At 66.0% G+C, this 17710-nt stretch carries 18 protein-coding genes and 1 tRNA gene; 11 read left to right on the top strand and 8 right to left on the bottom strand.

The window, feature by feature from the left end; all coding sequences use genetic code 11:
• Window positions 1–56: 56 nt before the first annotated feature.
• Together HL666_RS25545 and HL666_RS25540 are read right to left on the bottom strand one after the other, a co-directional pair.
• Window positions 57–632, bottom strand: coding sequence for a c-type cytochrome (locus HL666_RS25545; RefSeq protein ID WP_172112980.1), 576 nt, complete (start codon window positions 630–632; stop codon window positions 57–59).
• Window positions 633–798: 166 nt separating this feature from the next.
• Window positions 799–2076, bottom strand: coding sequence for a PQQ-dependent sugar dehydrogenase (locus tag HL666_RS25540; RefSeq protein ID WP_172184224.1), 1278 nt, complete (start codon window positions 2074–2076; stop codon window positions 799–801).
• 373 nt (window positions 2077–2449) lie between these two features.
• Here HL666_RS25540 and HL666_RS25535 point away from each other — a divergent pair, with 373 nt between their 5' ends.
• From HL666_RS25535 to HL666_RS25525, 3 genes are all read left to right on the top strand, one after another.
• Window positions 2450–3793, top strand: a complete 1344-nt coding sequence (locus HL666_RS25535) for an amidase (RefSeq protein ID WP_172184222.1) — start codon at window positions 2450–2452, stop codon at window positions 3791–3793.
• A 95-nt stretch (window positions 3794–3888) separates the two neighbouring features.
• Window positions 3889–5193, top strand: a complete 1305-nt coding sequence (gene pncB / locus HL666_RS25530) for a nicotinate phosphoribosyltransferase (RefSeq protein ID WP_172133677.1) — start codon at window positions 3889–3891, stop codon at window positions 5191–5193.
• Window positions 5194–5360: 167 nt separating this feature from the next.
• Window positions 5361–6746, top strand: a complete 1386-nt coding sequence (locus HL666_RS25525; protein WP_246741623.1) for a caspase family protein — start codon at window positions 5361–5363, stop codon at window positions 6744–6746.
• Between the two features lie 52 nt (window positions 6747–6798).
• Here the strand turns inward: HL666_RS25525 and HL666_RS25520 are convergent.
• Window positions 6799–6873, bottom strand: a tRNA-Gly gene (locus tag HL666_RS25520).
• Between the two features lie 287 nt (window positions 6874–7160).
• Between HL666_RS25520 and trxA the strand changes: the two genes are divergently transcribed.
• Window positions 7161–8081 carry a thioredoxin gene (gene trxA / locus HL666_RS25515; protein ID WP_172133679.1) on the top strand — a complete coding sequence of 307 codons (921 nt, stop codon included), beginning with the start codon at window positions 7161–7163 and terminating at the stop codon, window positions 8079–8081.
• Between the two features lie 57 nt (window positions 8082–8138).
• Window positions 8139–8813 carry an LON peptidase substrate-binding domain-containing protein gene (locus HL666_RS25510; protein ID WP_172112986.1) on the top strand — a complete coding sequence of 225 codons (675 nt, stop codon included), beginning with the start codon at window positions 8139–8141 and terminating at the stop codon, window positions 8811–8813.
• Here the strand turns inward: HL666_RS25510 and HL666_RS25505 are convergent, their stop codons facing one another.
• From HL666_RS25505 to HL666_RS25495, 3 genes are all read right to left on the bottom strand, one after another.
• The gene (locus HL666_RS25505) at window positions 8814–9644 is read right to left on the bottom strand and encodes an FTR1 family iron permease (RefSeq protein ID WP_172184216.1); all 831 of its coding nucleotides are present in this window, start codon (window positions 9642–9644) and stop codon (window positions 8814–8816) included. It abuts the gene before it with no gap.
• A 12-nt stretch (window positions 9645–9656) separates the two neighbouring features.
• Window positions 9657–10004 carry a cupredoxin domain-containing protein gene (locus HL666_RS25500; RefSeq protein ID WP_246739276.1) on the bottom strand — a complete coding sequence of 116 codons (348 nt, stop codon included), beginning with the start codon at window positions 10002–10004 and terminating at the stop codon, window positions 9657–9659.
• Between the two features lie 320 nt (window positions 10005–10324).
• Complete coding sequence (locus tag HL666_RS25495) at window positions 10325–10675, bottom strand: hypothetical protein (RefSeq protein ID WP_172184213.1); 351 nt, start codon at window positions 10673–10675, stop codon at window positions 10325–10327.
• An 89-nt stretch (window positions 10676–10764) separates the two neighbouring features.
• Between HL666_RS25495 and HL666_RS25490 the strand changes: the two genes are divergently transcribed.
• Genes HL666_RS25490 through HL666_RS25480 form a run of 3 tightly spaced genes read left to right on the top strand, consistent with a single transcriptional unit; the run spans window position 10765 to window position 12490 of the window.
• Window positions 10765–11307 carry a TetR/AcrR family transcriptional regulator gene (locus HL666_RS25490; protein ID WP_172184211.1) on the top strand — a complete coding sequence of 181 codons (543 nt, stop codon included), beginning with the start codon at window positions 10765–10767 and terminating at the stop codon, window positions 11305–11307.
• Between the two features lie 53 nt (window positions 11308–11360).
• A complete protein-coding gene (locus HL666_RS25485) occupies window positions 11361–11558 on the top strand; it encodes a Trm112 family protein (protein ID WP_172112991.1) in 198 nt (65 codons plus the stop codon).
• 2 nt (window positions 11559–11560) lie between these two features.
• A complete protein-coding gene (locus HL666_RS25480; protein WP_172184208.1) occupies window positions 11561–12490 on the top strand; it encodes an alpha/beta hydrolase in 930 nt (309 codons plus the stop codon).
• A gap of 104 nt (window positions 12491–12594) precedes the next feature.
• On the opposite strand, the gene HL666_RS25475 is transcribed toward HL666_RS25480, so the two are convergent.
• Window positions 12595–13815: a ubiquinone biosynthesis hydroxylase gene (locus HL666_RS25475; RefSeq protein ID WP_172112993.1), complete on the bottom strand. Its 1221-nt coding sequence runs from the start codon at window positions 13813–13815 to the stop codon at window positions 12595–12597.
• Between the two features lie 156 nt (window positions 13816–13971).
• Here HL666_RS25475 and tesB point away from each other — a divergent pair, with 156 nt between their 5' ends.
• The gene (gene tesB / locus HL666_RS25470; protein WP_172184206.1) at window positions 13972–14847 is read left to right on the top strand and encodes an acyl-CoA thioesterase II; all 876 of its coding nucleotides are present in this window, start codon (window positions 13972–13974) and stop codon (window positions 14845–14847) included.
• A gap of 5 nt (window positions 14848–14852) precedes the next feature.
• Here the strand turns inward: tesB and HL666_RS25465 are convergent, their stop codons facing one another.
• Window positions 14853–15728: a DUF4339 domain-containing protein gene (locus HL666_RS25465; protein ID WP_172184205.1), complete on the bottom strand. Its 876-nt coding sequence runs from the start codon at window positions 15726–15728 to the stop codon at window positions 14853–14855.
• A gap of 206 nt (window positions 15729–15934) precedes the next feature.
• On the opposite strand from HL666_RS25465, the gene HL666_RS25460 reads away from it, so the two are divergent.
• Window positions 15935–16273, top strand: coding sequence for a P-II family nitrogen regulator (locus HL666_RS25460; protein ID WP_172112996.1), 339 nt, complete (start codon window positions 15935–15937; stop codon window positions 16271–16273).
• Window positions 16274–16357: 84 nt separating this feature from the next.
• Window positions 16358–17668, top strand: a complete 1311-nt coding sequence (locus tag HL666_RS25455) for an ammonium transporter (RefSeq protein ID WP_172184204.1) — start codon at window positions 16358–16360, stop codon at window positions 17666–17668.
• Window positions 17669–17710: the final 42 nt, after the last annotated feature.

The following is a 17710-nucleotide window of genomic DNA, read 5'->3' as shown; positions in this document are numbered from 1 at the left end:
AGCGTATGGGTCCCGGCGTTCGCCGGGACGACGCCTTTTGCTTGGCCGAGATCGAACTACAAATGCGCCAGATAATGCGCCAGCGCGGTGATCTCCTCCGCTGAGAGCGGATACGCAACGTCCGTCATCGCGGCTTGGCTGCCGCCGACGCGCTGGCCGCTCTTGTAGTCGTGCAGGGCCTTGACGAGATATTCCTCGCGCTGGCCGGCGAGCCGCGCGACACCCTTGGTGCCGGCGTAGCTGTCGAGATGACACGAGGCGCAGCGGCGGCCGGCGGCGGCCTCGGCGCCCTTCTTCGACAGATCCGGATCATCGTCCGGCGGCGGCTTGGCCGGCTGCAGCGAGGCGAAATAGGCGCCGAGATTGCGGATGTCCTCATTGGTGAGCTGCTCGACGATCGGCTTCATCGCCTCGTTCTTGCGCGTGCCGGCGCGGAAGAACACCAGCTGCCACTGGATGAACTGATCCTGCTGGCCGGCGAGCGAAGGAATGTTCTCGGTCTGCGAGATGCCGTTCTCGCCGTGGCAGCCGACACAGAGCTCGGCCTTCGCCTTGCCCGCGGCGACATCGGCCGCATGGGCCGGCAGCCCCAGAACAAAGACCATCGACGCGGCCGCCATCGCCCGGCGCATTCTACGTTTCCCTGGATTCATCGCGGGGGTTCGAGCTCCCATCATTGTTGTCATGCGAGCAGTGCCTGCTCGGGGCGCCACGCCTGTCATCAACGCGCGACAGCCAAAAGAGTTGGGGCTGCGGCCGCCAGGATGGCAGCGCGCAGCCCCGCTTATTGTCAGAGGCTCACTTCTTCTCGTAGCTGATGCGATAGATCGCACCGGCCCAGTCGTCCGCCACCAGGATCGAGCCGTCCTTGGCGAGGACGATATCGTTCGGTCGGCCGAGATAGCCCTGGTCGCCCTCGAGGAAGCCGGAGGCGAACACCTCCTGCTTGGCATCCTTGCCGTCGGGGCCGACGATCACCCGCATGATCCGTGCGCCCTGGTACTTGTGGCGGTTCCAGGAGCCGTGCTCGGCGATCAGGATGTTGTTCTTGTACTCGGCTGGGAACTGGTCGCCGGTGTAGAACTTCATCCCGAGCGGGGCCACGTGCGCCCCGAGGTTCAGCACAGGAGGCGTGAACTCGGAGCACTTGTGGCCCATCGCGAACTTCGGATCCGGCATGTCACCCTGGTGACAATAAGGATAGCCGAAATGCTCGCCGATCCGCGAGATCATGTTGAGCTTGTCGCTCGGCAGGTCGTCGCTGACCCAGTCGCGCGCATTTTCCGTGAACCAGTATTTGCCGGTGCGCGGATCGACATCGCCGCCGACGCTGTTGCGCACGCCGAGCGCCCAGATCTCCGCATTGCCGGTCCGCGGATCGACGCGGCGAATCTGCGACACCGAAGTCGGCGGAATGCCGATGTTGAAGGGGGGGCCGAACGGCAGATAGAACCAGCCCTCCTTGTCGACCGCGATGTATTTCCAGCCATGCGCGGCATAGGACGGCATGTCGTCATAGACGACCTTGCCCTGGCCGAGATTGTCGACATTGGCCTCGGCGTTCTCGTACTTGATCAGCTTGTCGACCGCGATCACGTAGAGATTGCCGTCCTGGAAGGCGAGGCCGGTCGGCATGTTCAGGCCCTTGAGGACCGTCTTGACCTCGCGCTTACCGCCCTTGTCGGTGATCGCATAGACGTTGCCGAGACCGAACGAGCCGACGAACAGCGTGCCCTTGTCGCCCCAGGCCATCTGCCGCGCGGCGAGCACGCCGGACGCCCAGACCTCCATCTTGAAGCCCGGCGGGAGCTTCACCTTCTTGACGAGGTCGGCAAGCTCGGCATCCGATGCGCCGGTCGGCGGTCCTGACGGCGGCGCCAAGCCCTTCTGCGCCTCGGTCTCGTCCCCGAGGAACCAGTCGTCCGGTGGATGTGTCCAGAATTCCTTGGTGCCGGATTCGTATTTCTTGAGCGGCTTACCCGCGTCGGATTTCTGCTGCGCGCCGGCAATGCTGGTGCCGGCGAGAAGACTGATCGTTGCAAGCGCAAGAACGCTTCGGTGAAAAGCCGATGTCATCGCTTCACTCCCATGAGGCAGCTCGTTTGGCTGCGTCTACTTATCGGAACGTGTTTGGAGACGTTCTTTGGCCGACCAGATCCAAGGTCAGGCGTGAAAATGGTAGCACATCCTGAGCGAGTGAGAAGCGCATTGCTGCCAAGCTTGCTTGATCGCGGCTTGCATGTCTCGCGTGCTGACATGCACGATCGATATGTGCGCGTTTGCAGCGCACCGGTCGTTGCCGGAGCGGCGGCGGTTGCCATGCGCTGTATTCATGCGCACTCATCGACTGCGCACGATTGGCTCACCGATCCGCACTCGCTAGGGTGAGCGAGCGACATGGCACTGTGCGTATTCAGTGCCTTCAAGACTCATGCCGAGCAGGATGCCAATGACTGAGCCGTTCGATGCCCCCCTACCGAAGGCTGGCGCAGGCGTTCTCGATTTGCTGCGACGATTCGCGGCTGACCCGGCGGCCGCGGCGAGCCACGGTCAAGAATGCCTGAAGAGGGCGCAGGCGATCGAGCCGGAGCTCAAGGCATTCGAATATCTGCCGCACGACGTCGCGCCGAAGACCGGGCCGCTGGGCGGAATTCCCGTCGCCATCAAGGACATCATCGCGACCGCGGACATGCCGACCACCAACGGCTCGCCGATCTATCGCGATCACGTGCCGGCGGCGGATGCCTGGGTGGTGGAGCGGCTGCGCGCGCTCGGCGCGACGATCTTCGGCAAGACGGTGTCGACCGAATTCGCCTGGCGCCATCCCGGACCCACCGTCAATCCCTGGAACCCCGCGCACACGCCGGGCGGCTCGTCGTCCGGCTCGGCCGCAGCGGTCGCCGCCGGGCTGGTCCCGCTCGCGCTGGGCACGCAGACGCTCGGCTCGGTGATCCGGCCGGCCGCCTTCAACGGCGTCGTCGGCTTCAAGCCGAGCTTCGGCGCGATCCCGCGCGTCGGCGTGCATCCGCTCAGCCCCTCGCTCGATCATGTCGGCTTCTTCGCACGCCGCGTCGACGACGTCGCGCTCGCGCTCGCGCTGCTGGCGGGGACCAGCTCCGATGATGTGCATGGCCGCCCTCTGCCGGGCTTCAGCGTAGACAGTACGCACGGACTTGCGCCGCTCGCCGGACCGCGGCTCGCGCTCGTGCGCTTCGCCAAATGGGAGCGCGCCGAGCCTGAGCAGAAGGCCGTGTTCGAGTCCGTCGTCACGAAGCTGCGCGGCGCTGGCGCCGCGATCGAGGAGATCGAGCTTCAGATGCTCGACGCCGTGCATTGGGATGCGATCACCACGATCATGCTGAGCGAGGCGACCACGATCTTCTCCGATCTGATCGCGCGCTACCCGGACCGGGTCAGCGACGTCATGAAGGGGCACGTCGAGAGCGGGCGGACCAAGACCGCGATGGAGTATCTCACGGCAAAGGCGGCACAGGCCGAGCGGCAGAAGGCCCTCGCGGCAGAGCTCGACGGCTTCGACGCCGTGTTGACTTTGCCCGCCTTCGGCGAAGCCCCGCGCGGCCTCGACTGGACCGGCGATGCCGAATATTGCGCACCCTGGACCTTTGTCGGCGCGCCGGCGGTGTCGCTGCCGGCCGGGTTCGGCAAGAATGGCCTGCCGCTCGGCGTGCAGATCGCCGGCCGCTATCGCAACGACCTCCACGTTCTCCGCGTTGCCAAATGGGCCGAGGCGGCGCTTGGCTTCGATCCAGGCGTGCCGCCGCTGGCCCAGTAGTGCTCACGACGTCGGAGGACACCGCGAGCGGCCGCAAAGGTCACCTGCGACAAAGCCCAGTGGCGGGTTCGCCAGCGGCGCTGTAAAATCATTCCATGACAGTCACAGACATCGCGAGCAGAACCTATAATCACGGCTGGCGCCTCGATCCGATCGTGCGCAGCCTGCTCGACACCGATTTCTACAAGCTGTTGATGCTGCAAATGATTCGGGAATTCTACCCGAATCGGAACGTAACCTTCTCGGTCATCAACCGGACCAGGCGGGTGCGGCTCGGCGACGTCATCGATGAGGGCGAGCTGCGGGCGCAGCTCGACCACGCCCGCACCATCCGCTTCACCAAGAAGGAGCTGATCTGGCTCGCCGGCAATACGTTCTACGGCAAGACCCACATGTTTTCGCCGGACTTCATGGACTGGCTCGCCAATTTCCGCCTGCCCGAATACGAGCTGCGCAAGTCCGATGGCCAGTACGAGCTGCACTTCCATGGGCCGTGGACGCACACCACGATGTGGGAAATCCCGGCGCTCGCCATCGTCAACGAGCTGCGCTCGCGGCAGGCGATGAAAGGCCAGGGCCGGTTCGCGCTCGATGTGCTGTTCGCCCGCGCCAAGGCCAAGCTGTGGGCCAAGGTCGAGCGGCTGCGCAAGCTGGAGGGGCTGCGGCTGTCGGATTTCGGCACACGGCGACGTCACGGCTTCCTGTGGCAGCGCTGGTGCGTCGAGGCCGTCAAGGAAGGTCTCGGCTCCTCCTTCACCGGCACCTCCAACGTGCTGCTGGCGATGGACAATGATCTCGAAGCGATCGGCACCAACGCCCATGAGCTGCCGATGGTCGCCGCGGCGCTGGCCAAGGACGATGACGAGCTGCGCTTCGCGCCATACCGCATCCTCGACCAGTGGCGGCAGACTTATGCGGGCAACCTCCTGATCGCGCTCCCCGATGCCTTCGGCACCAAGGCCTTCCTGCGCGATGCGCCGGACTGGGTGGCGGACTGGACCGGCTTCCGCCCGGACAGCGCGCCGCCGATCCAGGCCGGCGAGGAGATCATCGCCTGGTGGAAGTCGAAGGGGCGTGATCCCCGGCAGAAGCTGCTGGTGTTCTCCGATGCGATGGACGTCGAGTCGATCGAGCAGATCCACCATCGCTTCTCCGACCAGGTGCGGCTGTCGTTTGGCTGGGGCACCAACCTGACCAACGACTTCGTCGGCTGCACGCCGGACGGCTCGGTGGATCTCGATCCGATCTCGCTGGTCTGCAAGGTGACGTCGGTCGACGGCCGTCCCGCCGTGAAGCTGTCCGACAATCCGGAGAAGTCGACCGGCGACCCGGCCGAGATCGCGCGCTATCTGCGCGTGTTCGGCGATGCCGGTCGCGTCCGCACGCCGGTGGTGGTCTAAAACCGACGGTATTTTCTCCATTTTGCCATGTTTCTTGTTCCGGTTTTGTTCGAGTTGAGGTAAAACTCGCCCACGAACACGCAGATCGGTGACGGGAGATCGTGGGCATGCGTCGGGGGATCCGCCGGGTCGGGCGACGATGGTCAGCCGCCATTCTCGTGGTCATCATGGTTACCATGTCGATGCTGACCACGGCAGGGCCCGCCGCGGCCGACAAGCGCGTGGCGCTGGTGATCGGCAACTCCATCCATGAGCGTGCGCCGCTGCTGGACGAGCCGGCCGCCGATGCACGGCTCGTCGCCGATCGGCTGGCCCAACTTGGCTTCGCCTTGAGCGGCGGCGCCGCGCAGATCGACCTTGACAAGAAGGGCTTCGATCGCGCGCTTGCCGAGTTCAAGGGCCGGATCGCCGACGCCGACCTCGCGCTGATCTACTATGCCGGCTATGGACTCAATCTCAACGGCACCAACTATCTCGTGCCGGTCGACGCCGCGCCGACAAAAGCCGCCGACCTCGATACGGAGCTGCGTGATCTGAGCGGGATCCTGAGCGAGCTGAACGGATCGGCGCACCGCCAGAACGTGGTCATCCTCGACGCCTTCCGCTCCAATCCCTTTGCGCCGCGCGGCATCGCCGGTCTCGCCGCCGGCCTCGTTCCAGTGGGCGTGCCCGCGCGTACCGTGATGTCCTTCGCCGCGCAGACGGGCACGGTCGGACAGCGTGGCGGGGACGGTCACGGCGCCTTCGCCGCCGCACTCGCCGAATCGCTGCAGCAGCCCGGCCGGCGCCTGATCGAGATCTTCAACCAGACCAACGCCGCGGTCGAGCGTACGACCAACGGGGCACAGCAGCCTCTCGTGATGTTCACGCTGGTCGACGGCGATGCTCCGCTGACCCCCGCGGCACCGAAGCCTGCGCAGGCTGGCGGCCCGGTCGCCAGCCAGACCACCCCTCCGCCTGCGAGCCCGGTTGCCTCGTCCGCGGCGCAGGACGCGCGGACGCCTGGTCTGGCCGTGCTGTATGACGAGGATCCCTCCGATCCCCAGGGCAGGCGATATCCCGGCTCCGTGACGTGGCGGACCGAGACGATCAAGAGCCCGCAATCGGGGCGGCCCATGCCCGTGATCCTTGCCGAGATCGATATTCCCGACCGCAGGCTGAAGGTCAGCCTGCAACTGCGGCGCAACGACGATCCTGCCTTGCCGGCCAGCCACGTCGCCGAGCTCACATTCCGGCCCGCCGCCGATTTCGTCGGTGGCGGCATCAGCAACGTACCGGGCATCCTGATGAAGACGGAAGAGAAGGCCCGCGGCACGCCGATCGCAGGGCTCGCCGTCAAGATCACGGAAAGTTCGTTCCTGGTCGGCTTTTCCAACGTCGAGGCGGATCGCACGCGCAACCAGCAGCTCCTCGCGAGCCGCGGATGGTTCGACATTCCGGTCGTCTACACGAGCCAGCGCCGCGGGATTCTCGCCATCGGCAAAGGTCCGAGCGGGGACAGGGTGTTCGCCGACGTCCTTCCCGCTTGGGAAAAATCCCAGCCGATCCGATAACCGGGCGTTCGGGAAAAAGCTGCTGAAGGGGGCAACGACGGAGCGAGACTTTTGGAGCGGGCGAAGGGGTTCGAACCCTCGACCCCGACCTTGGCAAGGTCGTGCTCTACCACTGAGCTACACCCGCATCCGTGACGACTGGGCAGCGTGGCCGCCAGCGACGGGCAGACCTATGCCAAATGCCGCGGACGAATGCAACAGGTCTGCGACAGGTTTCGTACGCCGGCAGCCTTCAAATTTGGGTGTCGGACGCCTCGAAACTGGCCCGACGCGGCCGATTGACGGGCCCTTGCATGAATGGATTGAAATTTCACCGGCGACCGCCACTTAAAGTGACGGAAACCGTGTATTGAGGCGCGGCGGCGGCTGGTTCCCGGCTCGCTGTCCACCCAGCTTTTTCGGACGAGGACCCCCGTGACCATTGTTGAGCAGGGCAGCGGAGCGGCGCCGCAGGCGCCGGATCTGATCAAGGACACCACGACCCAGAGCTTCGTGAAAGACGTGATCGAGGAATCGAAGCGTCAGCCGGTCCTCATCGACTTCTGGGCGCCCTGGTGCGGCCCGTGCAAGCAGCTGACCCCGATCCTGGAAAAGGCCGTCAAGGCCGCCAATGGCAAGGTCAAGCTGGTCAAGATGAACATCGACGAGCATCCCGCGATTCCCGGCCAGATGGGCATCCAGTCGATCCCGGCAGTGATCGCCTTCGTCGGCGGCCGTCCAGCCGACGGCTTCATGGGCGCGGTTCCCGAAAGCCAGATCAACGCCTTCATCGAGAAGATCACCAAGGGCGTACCCGGCATCGGTGAGCCCGACATCGCGGAGATCCTCAAGGAGGCCGAGGCGGTGATGGCCGAAGGCGACGCGGCGGGCGCCGCCCAGATCTATGCCGAGGTGCTCTCGTTCGACGCCGCCAACATCCCGGCCCTCGCCGGCCTCGCCAAATGCTACCTCGAAACCGGCGCGATCGAGCAGGCCAAGGAGACGCTGGCCCAGGTGCCCGAGGCCAAGCGCACCGATTCGGCCGTCTCGGCGGTGCAAGCCGCGATCGACCTCGCCGAGCAGGCCCAGTCGCTCGGGCCCATCGGCGAGCTCGAACAGAAGGTCGCCGCCAATCCAGCCGACCATCAGGCGCGTTTCGATCTGGCCATCGCGCTGAACGCCGCGGGCAAGCGGACGGAAGCCACCGCCCACCTGCTCGAGATCGTGAAGCGCGACCGCAAGTGGAACGAAGACGGTGCGCGCAAGCAGCTCGTGCAGTTTTTCGAAGCCTGGGGCGGTGCTGACGAGGCGACCGTCGACGGCCGCAAGCGGTTGTCGACGATCCTGTTCTCCTGACCGCAGCTAAGCGGGGCACTTCGAGCGGACACGGGTTTAGCGGACACGAGGTATCGCATGCCGATCAATGCCGAATATCGCGGTCCCGCCGAGCTGCCGGAGATCATTCCGGTGTTCCCGCTGGCCGGTGCGCTGCTGCTGCCGCGCGGCCAAATGCCGCTCAACATCTTCGAGCCGCGCTACCTCGCGATGGTCGATGATGCGTTTCGCGACGGTCATCGGCTGATCGGCATGATCCAGCCCGACGTCACGCATTCGGCGAACGAGGAACGGCCGGTCCTGTTCAAGGTCGGCTGCGTCGGCCGAATCACCCAGCTCGCCGAGTCCGGCGACGGGCGCTATATCCTCGAGCTCACCGGCGTGTCGCGCTTCAAGGTGGTCGAGGAGATGACGGTGCTGACGCCTTACCGTCAGTGCAAGGTCGATTACTTCCCGTTCCTCGACGATTTCACCGCCCGCAAGGGAGAGAGCGCCGTCGACCGCGAGGCGCTGCTCGCGGTGCTCACCGACTTCCTCAAGGCCAACAATCTGAAAGTGGACTGGGCGGGCATCGAAGCGGCACCGAACGAGGCGCTCGTCAATGCACTGGCGATGATGTCGCCTTACGGTCCGGCGGAAAAGCAGGCGATGCTCGAGGCTCCGGATCTGAAGACCCGGGCCGAGATTCTGGTCGCCGTCACCGAGATGGACCTCGCCAAGAAGCGCACCTCGGGCGATCCGCCGCTCCAGTGATCATTCGGCCGCAGCGATGCGCGGCGCCGGCGGCATCGCCGTGAGGCGCATGAGGCCGATGGTGGCCAGGATCACACCGACATAGACCATCAGCTGCATCGCCGTGGGCTGATCGGTATACCCGATCAATGCCTTGAGCGTGCGGCCGGCGACGCCGCGCTCGGGCAGAAGCGCACTCGAATCCCAGACCACGCGATCGAGCCACGTCAGCCAATTGGCGCGCGCGAGGAAGACCACGGCCTGGGCGGCCATCCCGGCCGACAGCAGCGTGATCAGCACGGTCGTGGTCTTGAACAGGGCGCGCGGCGGAATCCGCATCAGCCCGAAATAGGTCGCAAGGCCGACGGTGATACCGAGCAGCAGGCCGAGGAGTCCTCCGCCCAGCAACGCACCAGCCGAGCCGTCGCCCGAGGCAGCAACACCGTAGAGGAACAGCGCGACCTCGCTGCCCTCGCGCAGCACTGCCATCGCAATCACGATCGCCAGCGCGATCAGCGGTTTGGAGCCGTCGGACACAGCCCGCCCCATGCTCCGCAGATCGCTCGCCAATTCACGGCCGTGCCGGGCCATCCAGACATTGTGCCAGGTCAGCATGATCACGGCGGTTGCGAGGATGGCCGCGTTGAAGATCTCCTGCCCCATGCCCTCGAACAATTGCGTCAACGCGCCCGCGAACGCCGCAACGACGCAGGCGCCGGCGAGCCCCGCAAGCAGGCCGCCGCCGATCCAGCGCAGCCGATGCGACACACCATTGGTGACCGCGAGCACGATGCCGACGATCAGGCCGGCCTCGAAGACTTCACGAAAGACGATGATCAGTGCGGCGAGCATGGCACGACCGTCCTATTGAACGTTGATGAAGCCGCGCGCCTTTTCGTTGAAGTCGTTGTGGAACTCGTAGCGTCCCGACTTCACCGCGCGGACGTTGAGCACCGCCTCGCTGTTGGCGGCGACCACCTTCTCGATCTTGAGCGTCTCGCTCTCGAACTCCATCGCCTTGGCGTCCATGTTCTTGACGCGAATGGTGAGCGGCGCATCGGCCGGCACCGTCGGCTCGTTCGGCTCGAACTGCCCGTTCGCATAGGTCAGGCAGATCTCGTTCGGCCCGCCAGCCTGCGCCTCCGTCGACAGCAGCAGCATCCCGACGCTTCCGCCCACAACGATCAACTTCCGCACCACGTCGACCAACATCGATCAGTCCTCTCGTATCAAGACAAGCAAATCGGAGAACCGGCCCGCGGCCCCATCGATGGCGCGGTACCCGTTCGCGACGACGAACAGCTAATCGGCCCGCCGCCAGGTCTGCAAAGAGACTCCTTCTAAGTTGGAACCATTCTTTGCGAATGTGTCGCGGCAGTGGCGAGCACCGGGCCGCCGGAGGTCGAGCGGCATCGTTTGGTTACGAACTTCCCCTGCTTGCCATATCGTCGCCGCGCATCGCTGTCCGTGGACAAAACGCGGCGAAATGATTGCCGTCGCGCAGCAGGCCTGCAGCAAAGATGAGGCGCGCCTCAATAGCCTGCGGCGGCGAGAACGACGACGCCGGCGAGCATGACCCAGCCGACATGGCGTGCGCGCGTTGCCAGTGCATTCGCGCCTGCTGCAAAGCCGAACACCACGACAGCCGTGGCGACGGTCCAATGCCGGGCCGGTTCGGAGCCCATCCAGGGCGCCGCGATCAGGAGCCCGCCGCAGCCGATCCACGCCACCGTGCCGGCCTGCCAGACCAGTCGCAGCAGAATGCGCAGCCGCTCCGGCGAGATGGTGGCGCGCGCGAACACGGCGGTCTCGCCGAGGATGCCGTGGATCACGGCCACGATGATGGCGCTGGCTCCGGCACATTGCAGCAGCATGTCACGCATGATCGACTCCATACAGTTGTGTATGGAACATGCGCCTTGCGCTGGCGATCGTCAATACACTTGTGTATGGTGCCGAAAATGGTGGCGACATGAACGAGCAGCTCTCGGCGAAGGACTGGCTGGACCAGGGTCTCAAGGTGCTGGCCAGCCACGGCTTCACCGCGCTCAAGGCCGAGCCGATGGCCAAGGCCATGGGCGTGTCGCGCGGCAGCTTCTATTGGCACTTCGCCGACGTCTCGGCGTTTCATGCCGCGTTGCTCAAGCATTGGCGCGAGATCGCCGCCGAGCAGATCATCACCGGCATCGAGGCGAGCGCGGGCGATGAACCGGCCATCGCCGTTCTGCTTCGTCGCACCTTCTCGATCAGGCTGACGTTGGAGCGGGCGGTGCGCAGCTGGGCCGCCGCCGATCCGATTGCGCGCCACGCCGTGCAGGCGATCGACAGGCGGCGGCTCAACTATGTCGAAAGCCTCCTCGCCGCCAACGGCCTGCCCCAACCCGTCGCGCAGGCGCGGTCGCAAGTGCTGTACTGGGCCTTTCTCGGCAACGCGCTGTCGGACCGTCACTTGCCATCGGCGCAGCAGCAGGCCGTGATCGCCGAGCTGATCCGGATCGCCCTGCACCCGCCTTGAGTGACGACAGCGCCGCTGATGTGCTAGAGAGACGCCCGCCGGAGATCCTTGCCATGAACGCCCCGCTCGAACGCCCCGCCAATTCGGTCGATCCCAAGCTGCTCGAAATCCTGGTGTGCCCGATGACCAAGGGGCCGCTGGAGTATGATTCTGCGAAGCAGGAGCTGGTCTCGCGGTCGGCGAAGCTCGCTTATCCGATCCGCGACGGCATTCCGATCATGCTGCCCGAGGAAGCGCGGAAGATCGACTGACGATGCGTTCCGTCGCGATCCGCTGCGCGCTTGTGCTGGCCTTGGCCCTGCTCCCTTCGCTGGCGCGGGCGGAGGAGAGCGCGATCCGCGTCGGCGCGCTCGACGCGGTGCTGACGACCCCGGCAGGCGTCGAACGGCCGCCCGTGGCGCTGCTGATCGCCGGGTCCGGGTCGACGGACCGGGATGGCAATGGGCCGCAGTTGAAGCCCGCGACCTTGAAGAAGCTCGCCGAGCAGCTGGCTGCCCGCGGCATTGCCAGCCTGCGCTATGACAAACGGGGCGCGCGCGGCTGGAAGGCGGAGTTCGGCCGGCCGGAGGACTTCCGCTTCAAGGACTATGTCGGCGACGCCGCCGCCCTCGTCGACTTCCTGCGCGGCAAGTTCGCCCGCATCGTGCTGGTCGGCCACAGCGAGGGCGGCCTGGTCGCCATCCTCACCGCCCGCCGCACCCCGGTCGACCGCCTCGTCCTGCTGGCGGCGGCGGCGCGGCGGCAGGGCGATCTGCTCAAGGCGCAGCTCGAGCGGAAGTTGCCGGCGGCCAAGATGGAGCCGGTCGCCAAGGCCATCGACGCCATCATGGCCGGGCAGATCGTCGATCCCACCCCGCCCGAGCTGCCGATCGCGCCAGCCATGCAGCCCGGCATCGGCTCTGCGTTTGCCGAGGATCCGATCGATCCGCTGAAGCAGATCACGATCCCGATCCTGATCGTCGGCGGCGCCCGCGACCACCAGGTCGCCCGCCTCGACATGGTCGCGCTCGCCGCTGCGGCCCCGGCCGCCAAGACGCTATGGCTGCCGGAGATGAACCACGTGCTGGTCGACGTCGCCAATGAGGACGAGAACCTCGCCTCCTACAACGACCCGGACCGCCCGCTCGATCCCGACCTGGTCGAAGCCGTCGCCGGCTTCATCACCGCCGCCGGCCCGCGCTAAAGCATGATCCGGAAAAGTGCGCAGCGGTTTTCCGAAAAGATCATGCGCAAACAACAACCTAAAGCGCGGTGACGATTCATCCTGATCGCCTCGCGCTTCAGGTCTTACAACGCCTCGCCCTTCAACAGCCGCGGCATCTCGCCGGTAAGGCCCGCGGCCTGCTTGATGAACAACTCCTTCAGCGGCGGCGCGCGATCGACGATGCCGAGACCGATGTCACGCACCGTGCGCAGCAAGGTCGATTTGTTGGAGAACAGGAAATTCAGCGAGTTGGTGGCGAGGCCCATCGCCATCGTGTCGAACCGTCGCCAGCGCTGGTAGCTTTCGAGCACGTCGACCTGCCCGGGATCGATCCCCATCCGCGCCGCATCGACCACCACCTCGGCCAGCGCCGCGACATCCTTCAGCCCCATGTTGAGCCCCTGGCCCGCGATCGGATGGATCACATGCGCGGCGTCGCCGACCAGCGCCAGCCGCGGCGCGATGAACGAGCGGGCGACGAAATAGGACAGCGGAAACGCCTTGGGCTGGTCGAGCACCTTGAGCTCGCCGAGATGCAGGCCGGCGCGCTTCTCCAGCTCGGCGTGGAATTCGTCTGCGCTCAGCCCGACGAGGCGCTGCGCCTCCCTGCGCCGCTCGGTCCACACCAGCGAGGAGCGTTTGCCGGTCAGCGGCAGGATCGCGAACGGCCCCGGTGGCAGGAAATGCTCCTCGGCGCGGCCGCCATGATCGCGCTCGTGACCGACGGTCACGACGATGCCGGACTGGTCGTAATCCCAGCCATGGGTCTGGATGCCCGCACGCTCGCGCAGCCGGGAGCGCGCGCCGTCGGCCGCCACCAGCAGGCTGGCCTCGAGCTGGCTACCGTCCCCCAGCGTCACCGCAACACCGTCGGAGCGGGTCGCAAAGCCGGTCACCGGCATTGCCTTGAGCTCGACGCCCGCGGCTTCGGCATGCTTCACCAGTGCATCGATCAGCAGCCGGTTCTCGACCATGTGCGCGAACGGCTCGCCGGCCTCGACCTGGCCTGCGAACGTCAGAAAGGCCGGACGGGTCGCATCCTCGAGCCTGGAATCGGTGATCACCATGTCGAGGATCGGCTGCGCTTCCGGCGCCACGTCGGCCCACACCCCGATCGCGTCGAACAGCTTGCGGCAGGCCGCGACGATGGCGCTGGCGCGCGGATCGCGGCTCGGCCGGTTGGCGAGCGCCGGATCGGCCACGATGACCGGCACCTCGGGCCCGAGCCCCTGTCGCAGCGCGAGGGCCAGCGCCAGGCCCGCAAAGGCCCCGCCACAAATGACAATGCTTCGCTGTGTCGTCATGCCGCCCTGCTCACGGTTACTCTTGCGGGTGGAGTATAGCTAGGCGAAACAGGGGCGTGAACCAAGGGCTGCCACCCGAGGCCGTCAATTCCGGGTGCCTGATCCACCCTCGATGGGGCAGGTGCGGGCCGCCCGAGCCAGCGAAAGCATGACGCCATGTCCAAGGGACTGATCGACCTGATCTCGATCCTCGACCTCGAGCCGATCGAGGTGAACCTGTTCCGCGGCAACAGCCCGAAGACCAGTTGGCAGCGCGTGTTCGGCGGCCAGGTGATCGGCCAGGCGATGATGGCGGCCTGCCGCACCGTCGAAGGCCGGCTGCCGCATTCGCTGCATTGCTATTTCATCCTGCCGGGCGACCCGCAGGTGCCGATCATCTACCAGGTCGAGCGGCTGCGCGACGGCAAGAGCTATGCGACGCGGCGGGTCACCGCGATCCAGCACGGCAACGCGATCTTCTCGATCATGGTCTCGTTCCACAGCGACGAAGAGAGCGCATTCAACCACCAGGACAAGATGCCGGACGTGCCGCCGCCGGAGAAGCTGACGGCGGAGGAGATCTCCAAGCAGCCGATGTTCCAGGAGGTCTTCCAGCGCATGCCGGACTTCATCCGCCGCTACTACGAATCCGACCGGCCCATCGAACTGCGCCCGGTCGAGCTCAGCCGCTATTTCGGCCAGAAGATCGACGACGGGCGCATTCACGTCTGGATCAAGACGGCGGCGAAGCTGCCGGACGATCCGGCGCTGCACATGTGCGCGCTGGCCTATGCGTCGGATTTCTCGCTGCTCGATGCGGTCATGGCGCGCTATGGCCGCACCTTGTTCGACAAGCGCATGATGCCGGCCTCGCTGGATCACGCGATGTGGTTTCACCGGCCGTTCCGCGCCGACGAATGGCTGCTTTATGCGCAGGATTCGCCGAGCGCGCAGGGCGGCCGCGGGCTGACCCGCGGCTCGATCTTCAAGCCCGACGGCACGCTGGTCGCCTCCGTCGCGCAGGAGGGATCGATCCGCGAGCGCCGGGCGTAGCCGACCTACGTCGGCTGCGTGGTGCGCGGCACCAGCGCGAACTGGGAGATGTACCAGGCGCTGTACCAGCGCAGCAGCCACGGGATCGGGATGATCACCGACGAGCCGAGCACGAACACCAGGGTGCGCCACAGCACCTGCAGGCCGGTGCCGTTGAACACCACCTCGCGCCGCGTGCCCTGGATGTTGCGGCAGATCCAGCGCATCCAGGCAGCCGCAACCCAGGCCCAGCCGACGATGGTCACGACCGACACGATCAGCGCCAGATACCAGGCGAAATAGACGACGGGGCTGCCTTCGAAATGGATCGGCAGCGGCTCGCCATTGGATGCGATCCGGCTCAGCACCCAGCGCATCACCATCCAGCCGAGGAACGCCTGGGCAATGACGGCGGCGAGCTTGATGATCGGCTGATCGCTCATGCCGACATAGGTCAGCACGCCCATGCCGACGAAAACGTACCAGATCTCCAGCGGCTGTCCGATGAAGGACAGGTTCGGCCGGCCGGGCACGCTGATCCGCTCCACCACGTAGCGGTAGAGATAGACCGCGGTCCAGGGCGTGATCACGATCAGGAACTGGCCGATGACATACAGCAGCGTCCAGCCCAGATAGGACCACGTGCCGAGCTTGATCGAGACCGCGCCCGCCGGGGCGGGGGCGCTGCGGTCAAAGGCCGGCGGACCACCGGGCGCGATGCTCGGCCCACCCGACATCAGCCCGGGAATGCGTCCGGCCTTCTCCCAGCCGGCCATGCCGTCGCTCCACAGCAACGTTTCCGCAGTCACGACGCTCCGGGCAATCAGGTCGCGCAACTCGTCTTCCGAAATGGGGCCCTGTTGCTGACCTTGCTCTGCGTAATACCAGGAACGATTCGACATGGGTGGTCCTTGAATGGAGGCGGCAGGAAAACGTCTTCAATCTGTCGGGCGATGTCGACTTTCGTTCAGTGATATCGGTCACTCCTGACGTTTTCACTTAACGCTGCGCTGAATTTGTGCCATTTGCCTAGGAACAGGCCACAATGGCCGTCCGAAGCCTGCTCCAAAAACAGGCTGCCCAGACCCGAGGAAACCAAGGCCCGACCATGAAGCTCGTCGTCGCGATCATCAAACCCTTCAAGCTCGACGAGGTGCGTCAGGCCCTCACCGCGATCGGCGTCCACGGCATGACCGTGACCGAGGTCAAGGGTTACGGCCGCCAGAAGGGCCACACCGAAATCTATCGGGGCGCCGAATACATCGTGAACTTCCTGCCCAAGCTGCGCATCGAGATCGCGGTCAACTCGGATATCGCCGAGAAAGCCGTCGAGGTCATCACCACCCATGCGCGCACCGGACAGATCGGCGACGGCAAGATCTTCGTCACGCCGATCGACCACGCCCGCCGCATCCGCACCGGCGAGACCGACACCGACGCGCTGTAGGCAGCCGCAACGGCTGCACGCCCGCCGCAACGGCGCGGCGGAACGAGAACTTTCAATCTGATCTGACATGCCGGGGGGACTGTCATGGGGGCCTGCGCGTCTCGTTGCCTGCGCGCGACTGCAGCTTTGGCTGCAGCAGGCGTTGCGATCTTCACCACACCCGTCCGGGCGGCAGTGCCGTCCACGATCGAGCCGGCCGACACCGCCTGGATGATCGTCGCCACCGCGCTGGTGCTGATGATGACGATCCCGGGGCTGGCGTTGTTCTACTCGGGCATGGTGCGCAAGAAGAACGTGCTGGCGACAATGGCGCAGAGCCTCGCGGCCGTGATGCTGATCTCGATCCTGTGGGTCGCGTTCGGCTATTCGCTGGCCTTCGTCGGCGACGGCAACTGGATCGGCACGCTCGACCGCGCCTTCCTGGCCGGCATGGGCATGGACAGCGTTCATCCCGGCGCCAAGACCATCCCGGAAGCGCTGTTCATGCTGTACCAGATGACGTTCGCGATCATCACGGTGGCGCTGGTGGCGGGCTCGGTGGCCGACCGCATGCGCTTCTCGGCCTACCTGCTGTTCAGCATCGCCTGGTTCGTCTTCGTCTACGTCCCGCTGGCGCATTGGATCTGGGGCGGCGGCTTCCTCGCCCAGGCCGGCACCGTCGACTTCGCCGGCGGCCTCGTGGTGCATCTCTCCGCCGGCACCGCCGGCCTGGTCGCCGCGCTGGTGATGGGACGGCGGCAGGGCTACGGCTCGGAGAACCTCTCGCCGTTCGACCTGTCGCTCGCCGTGGTCGGCACCGGCCTGCTCTGGGTCGGCTGGTTCGGCTTCAATGGCGGCTCGGCGCTGGGCGCCAACGCGCATGCCGTGATGGCCATCCTCACCACGCACTTGGCGGCCTGTGCCGGCGCGGTGACCTGGGGCGCGCTGGAATGGTCGACCCGCCGCAAGCCGTCGGTGCTCGGCATGATCTCCGGCGCGGTCGCCGGCCTCGGCACGATCACCCCCGCCTCCGGCTTCGTGGCGCCCTGGCACGGCCTGGTAATCGGCGCGGTCGCCGGCATCATCTGCTACTGGGCCTGCACCTCGCTGAAACACCGCTTCAACTATGACGATTCGCTCGACGTGTTCGGCGTCCACGGCGTCGGCGGTCTGACCGGAACCGTGCTGGCCGGCGTGTTCGCCACCGCCGCGATCGGCGGCACCGCCGGGCTGATCGAGGGCAACCCCAAGCAGCTCGCGGTCCAGCTCTATGGCGTCGCCGTGACCTTGGTGTGGTCCGGCGGGGTCACCTGGGGACTGCTGAAGCTGGTCAGCGCCTTCGTGCCATTGCGGGTGTCGCGCGAGCACGAGCTGGAGGGGCTCGACATCTCCCAGCATGGCGAGGCGCTGCAGTAATTGCAGGATTCGGCGCCAATTGATCGGTTCTGAGTCGGCGGA

It is taken from the genome of Bradyrhizobium aeschynomenes (assembly GCF_013178945.1).
Taxonomy (GTDB): Bacteria; Pseudomonadota; Alphaproteobacteria; order Rhizobiales; family Xanthobacteraceae; genus Bradyrhizobium; species Bradyrhizobium aeschynomenes.
The sequence above is the reverse complement of the archived record's forward strand: the minus strand, read 5'-3'. Positions and strand labels throughout refer to the sequence as shown.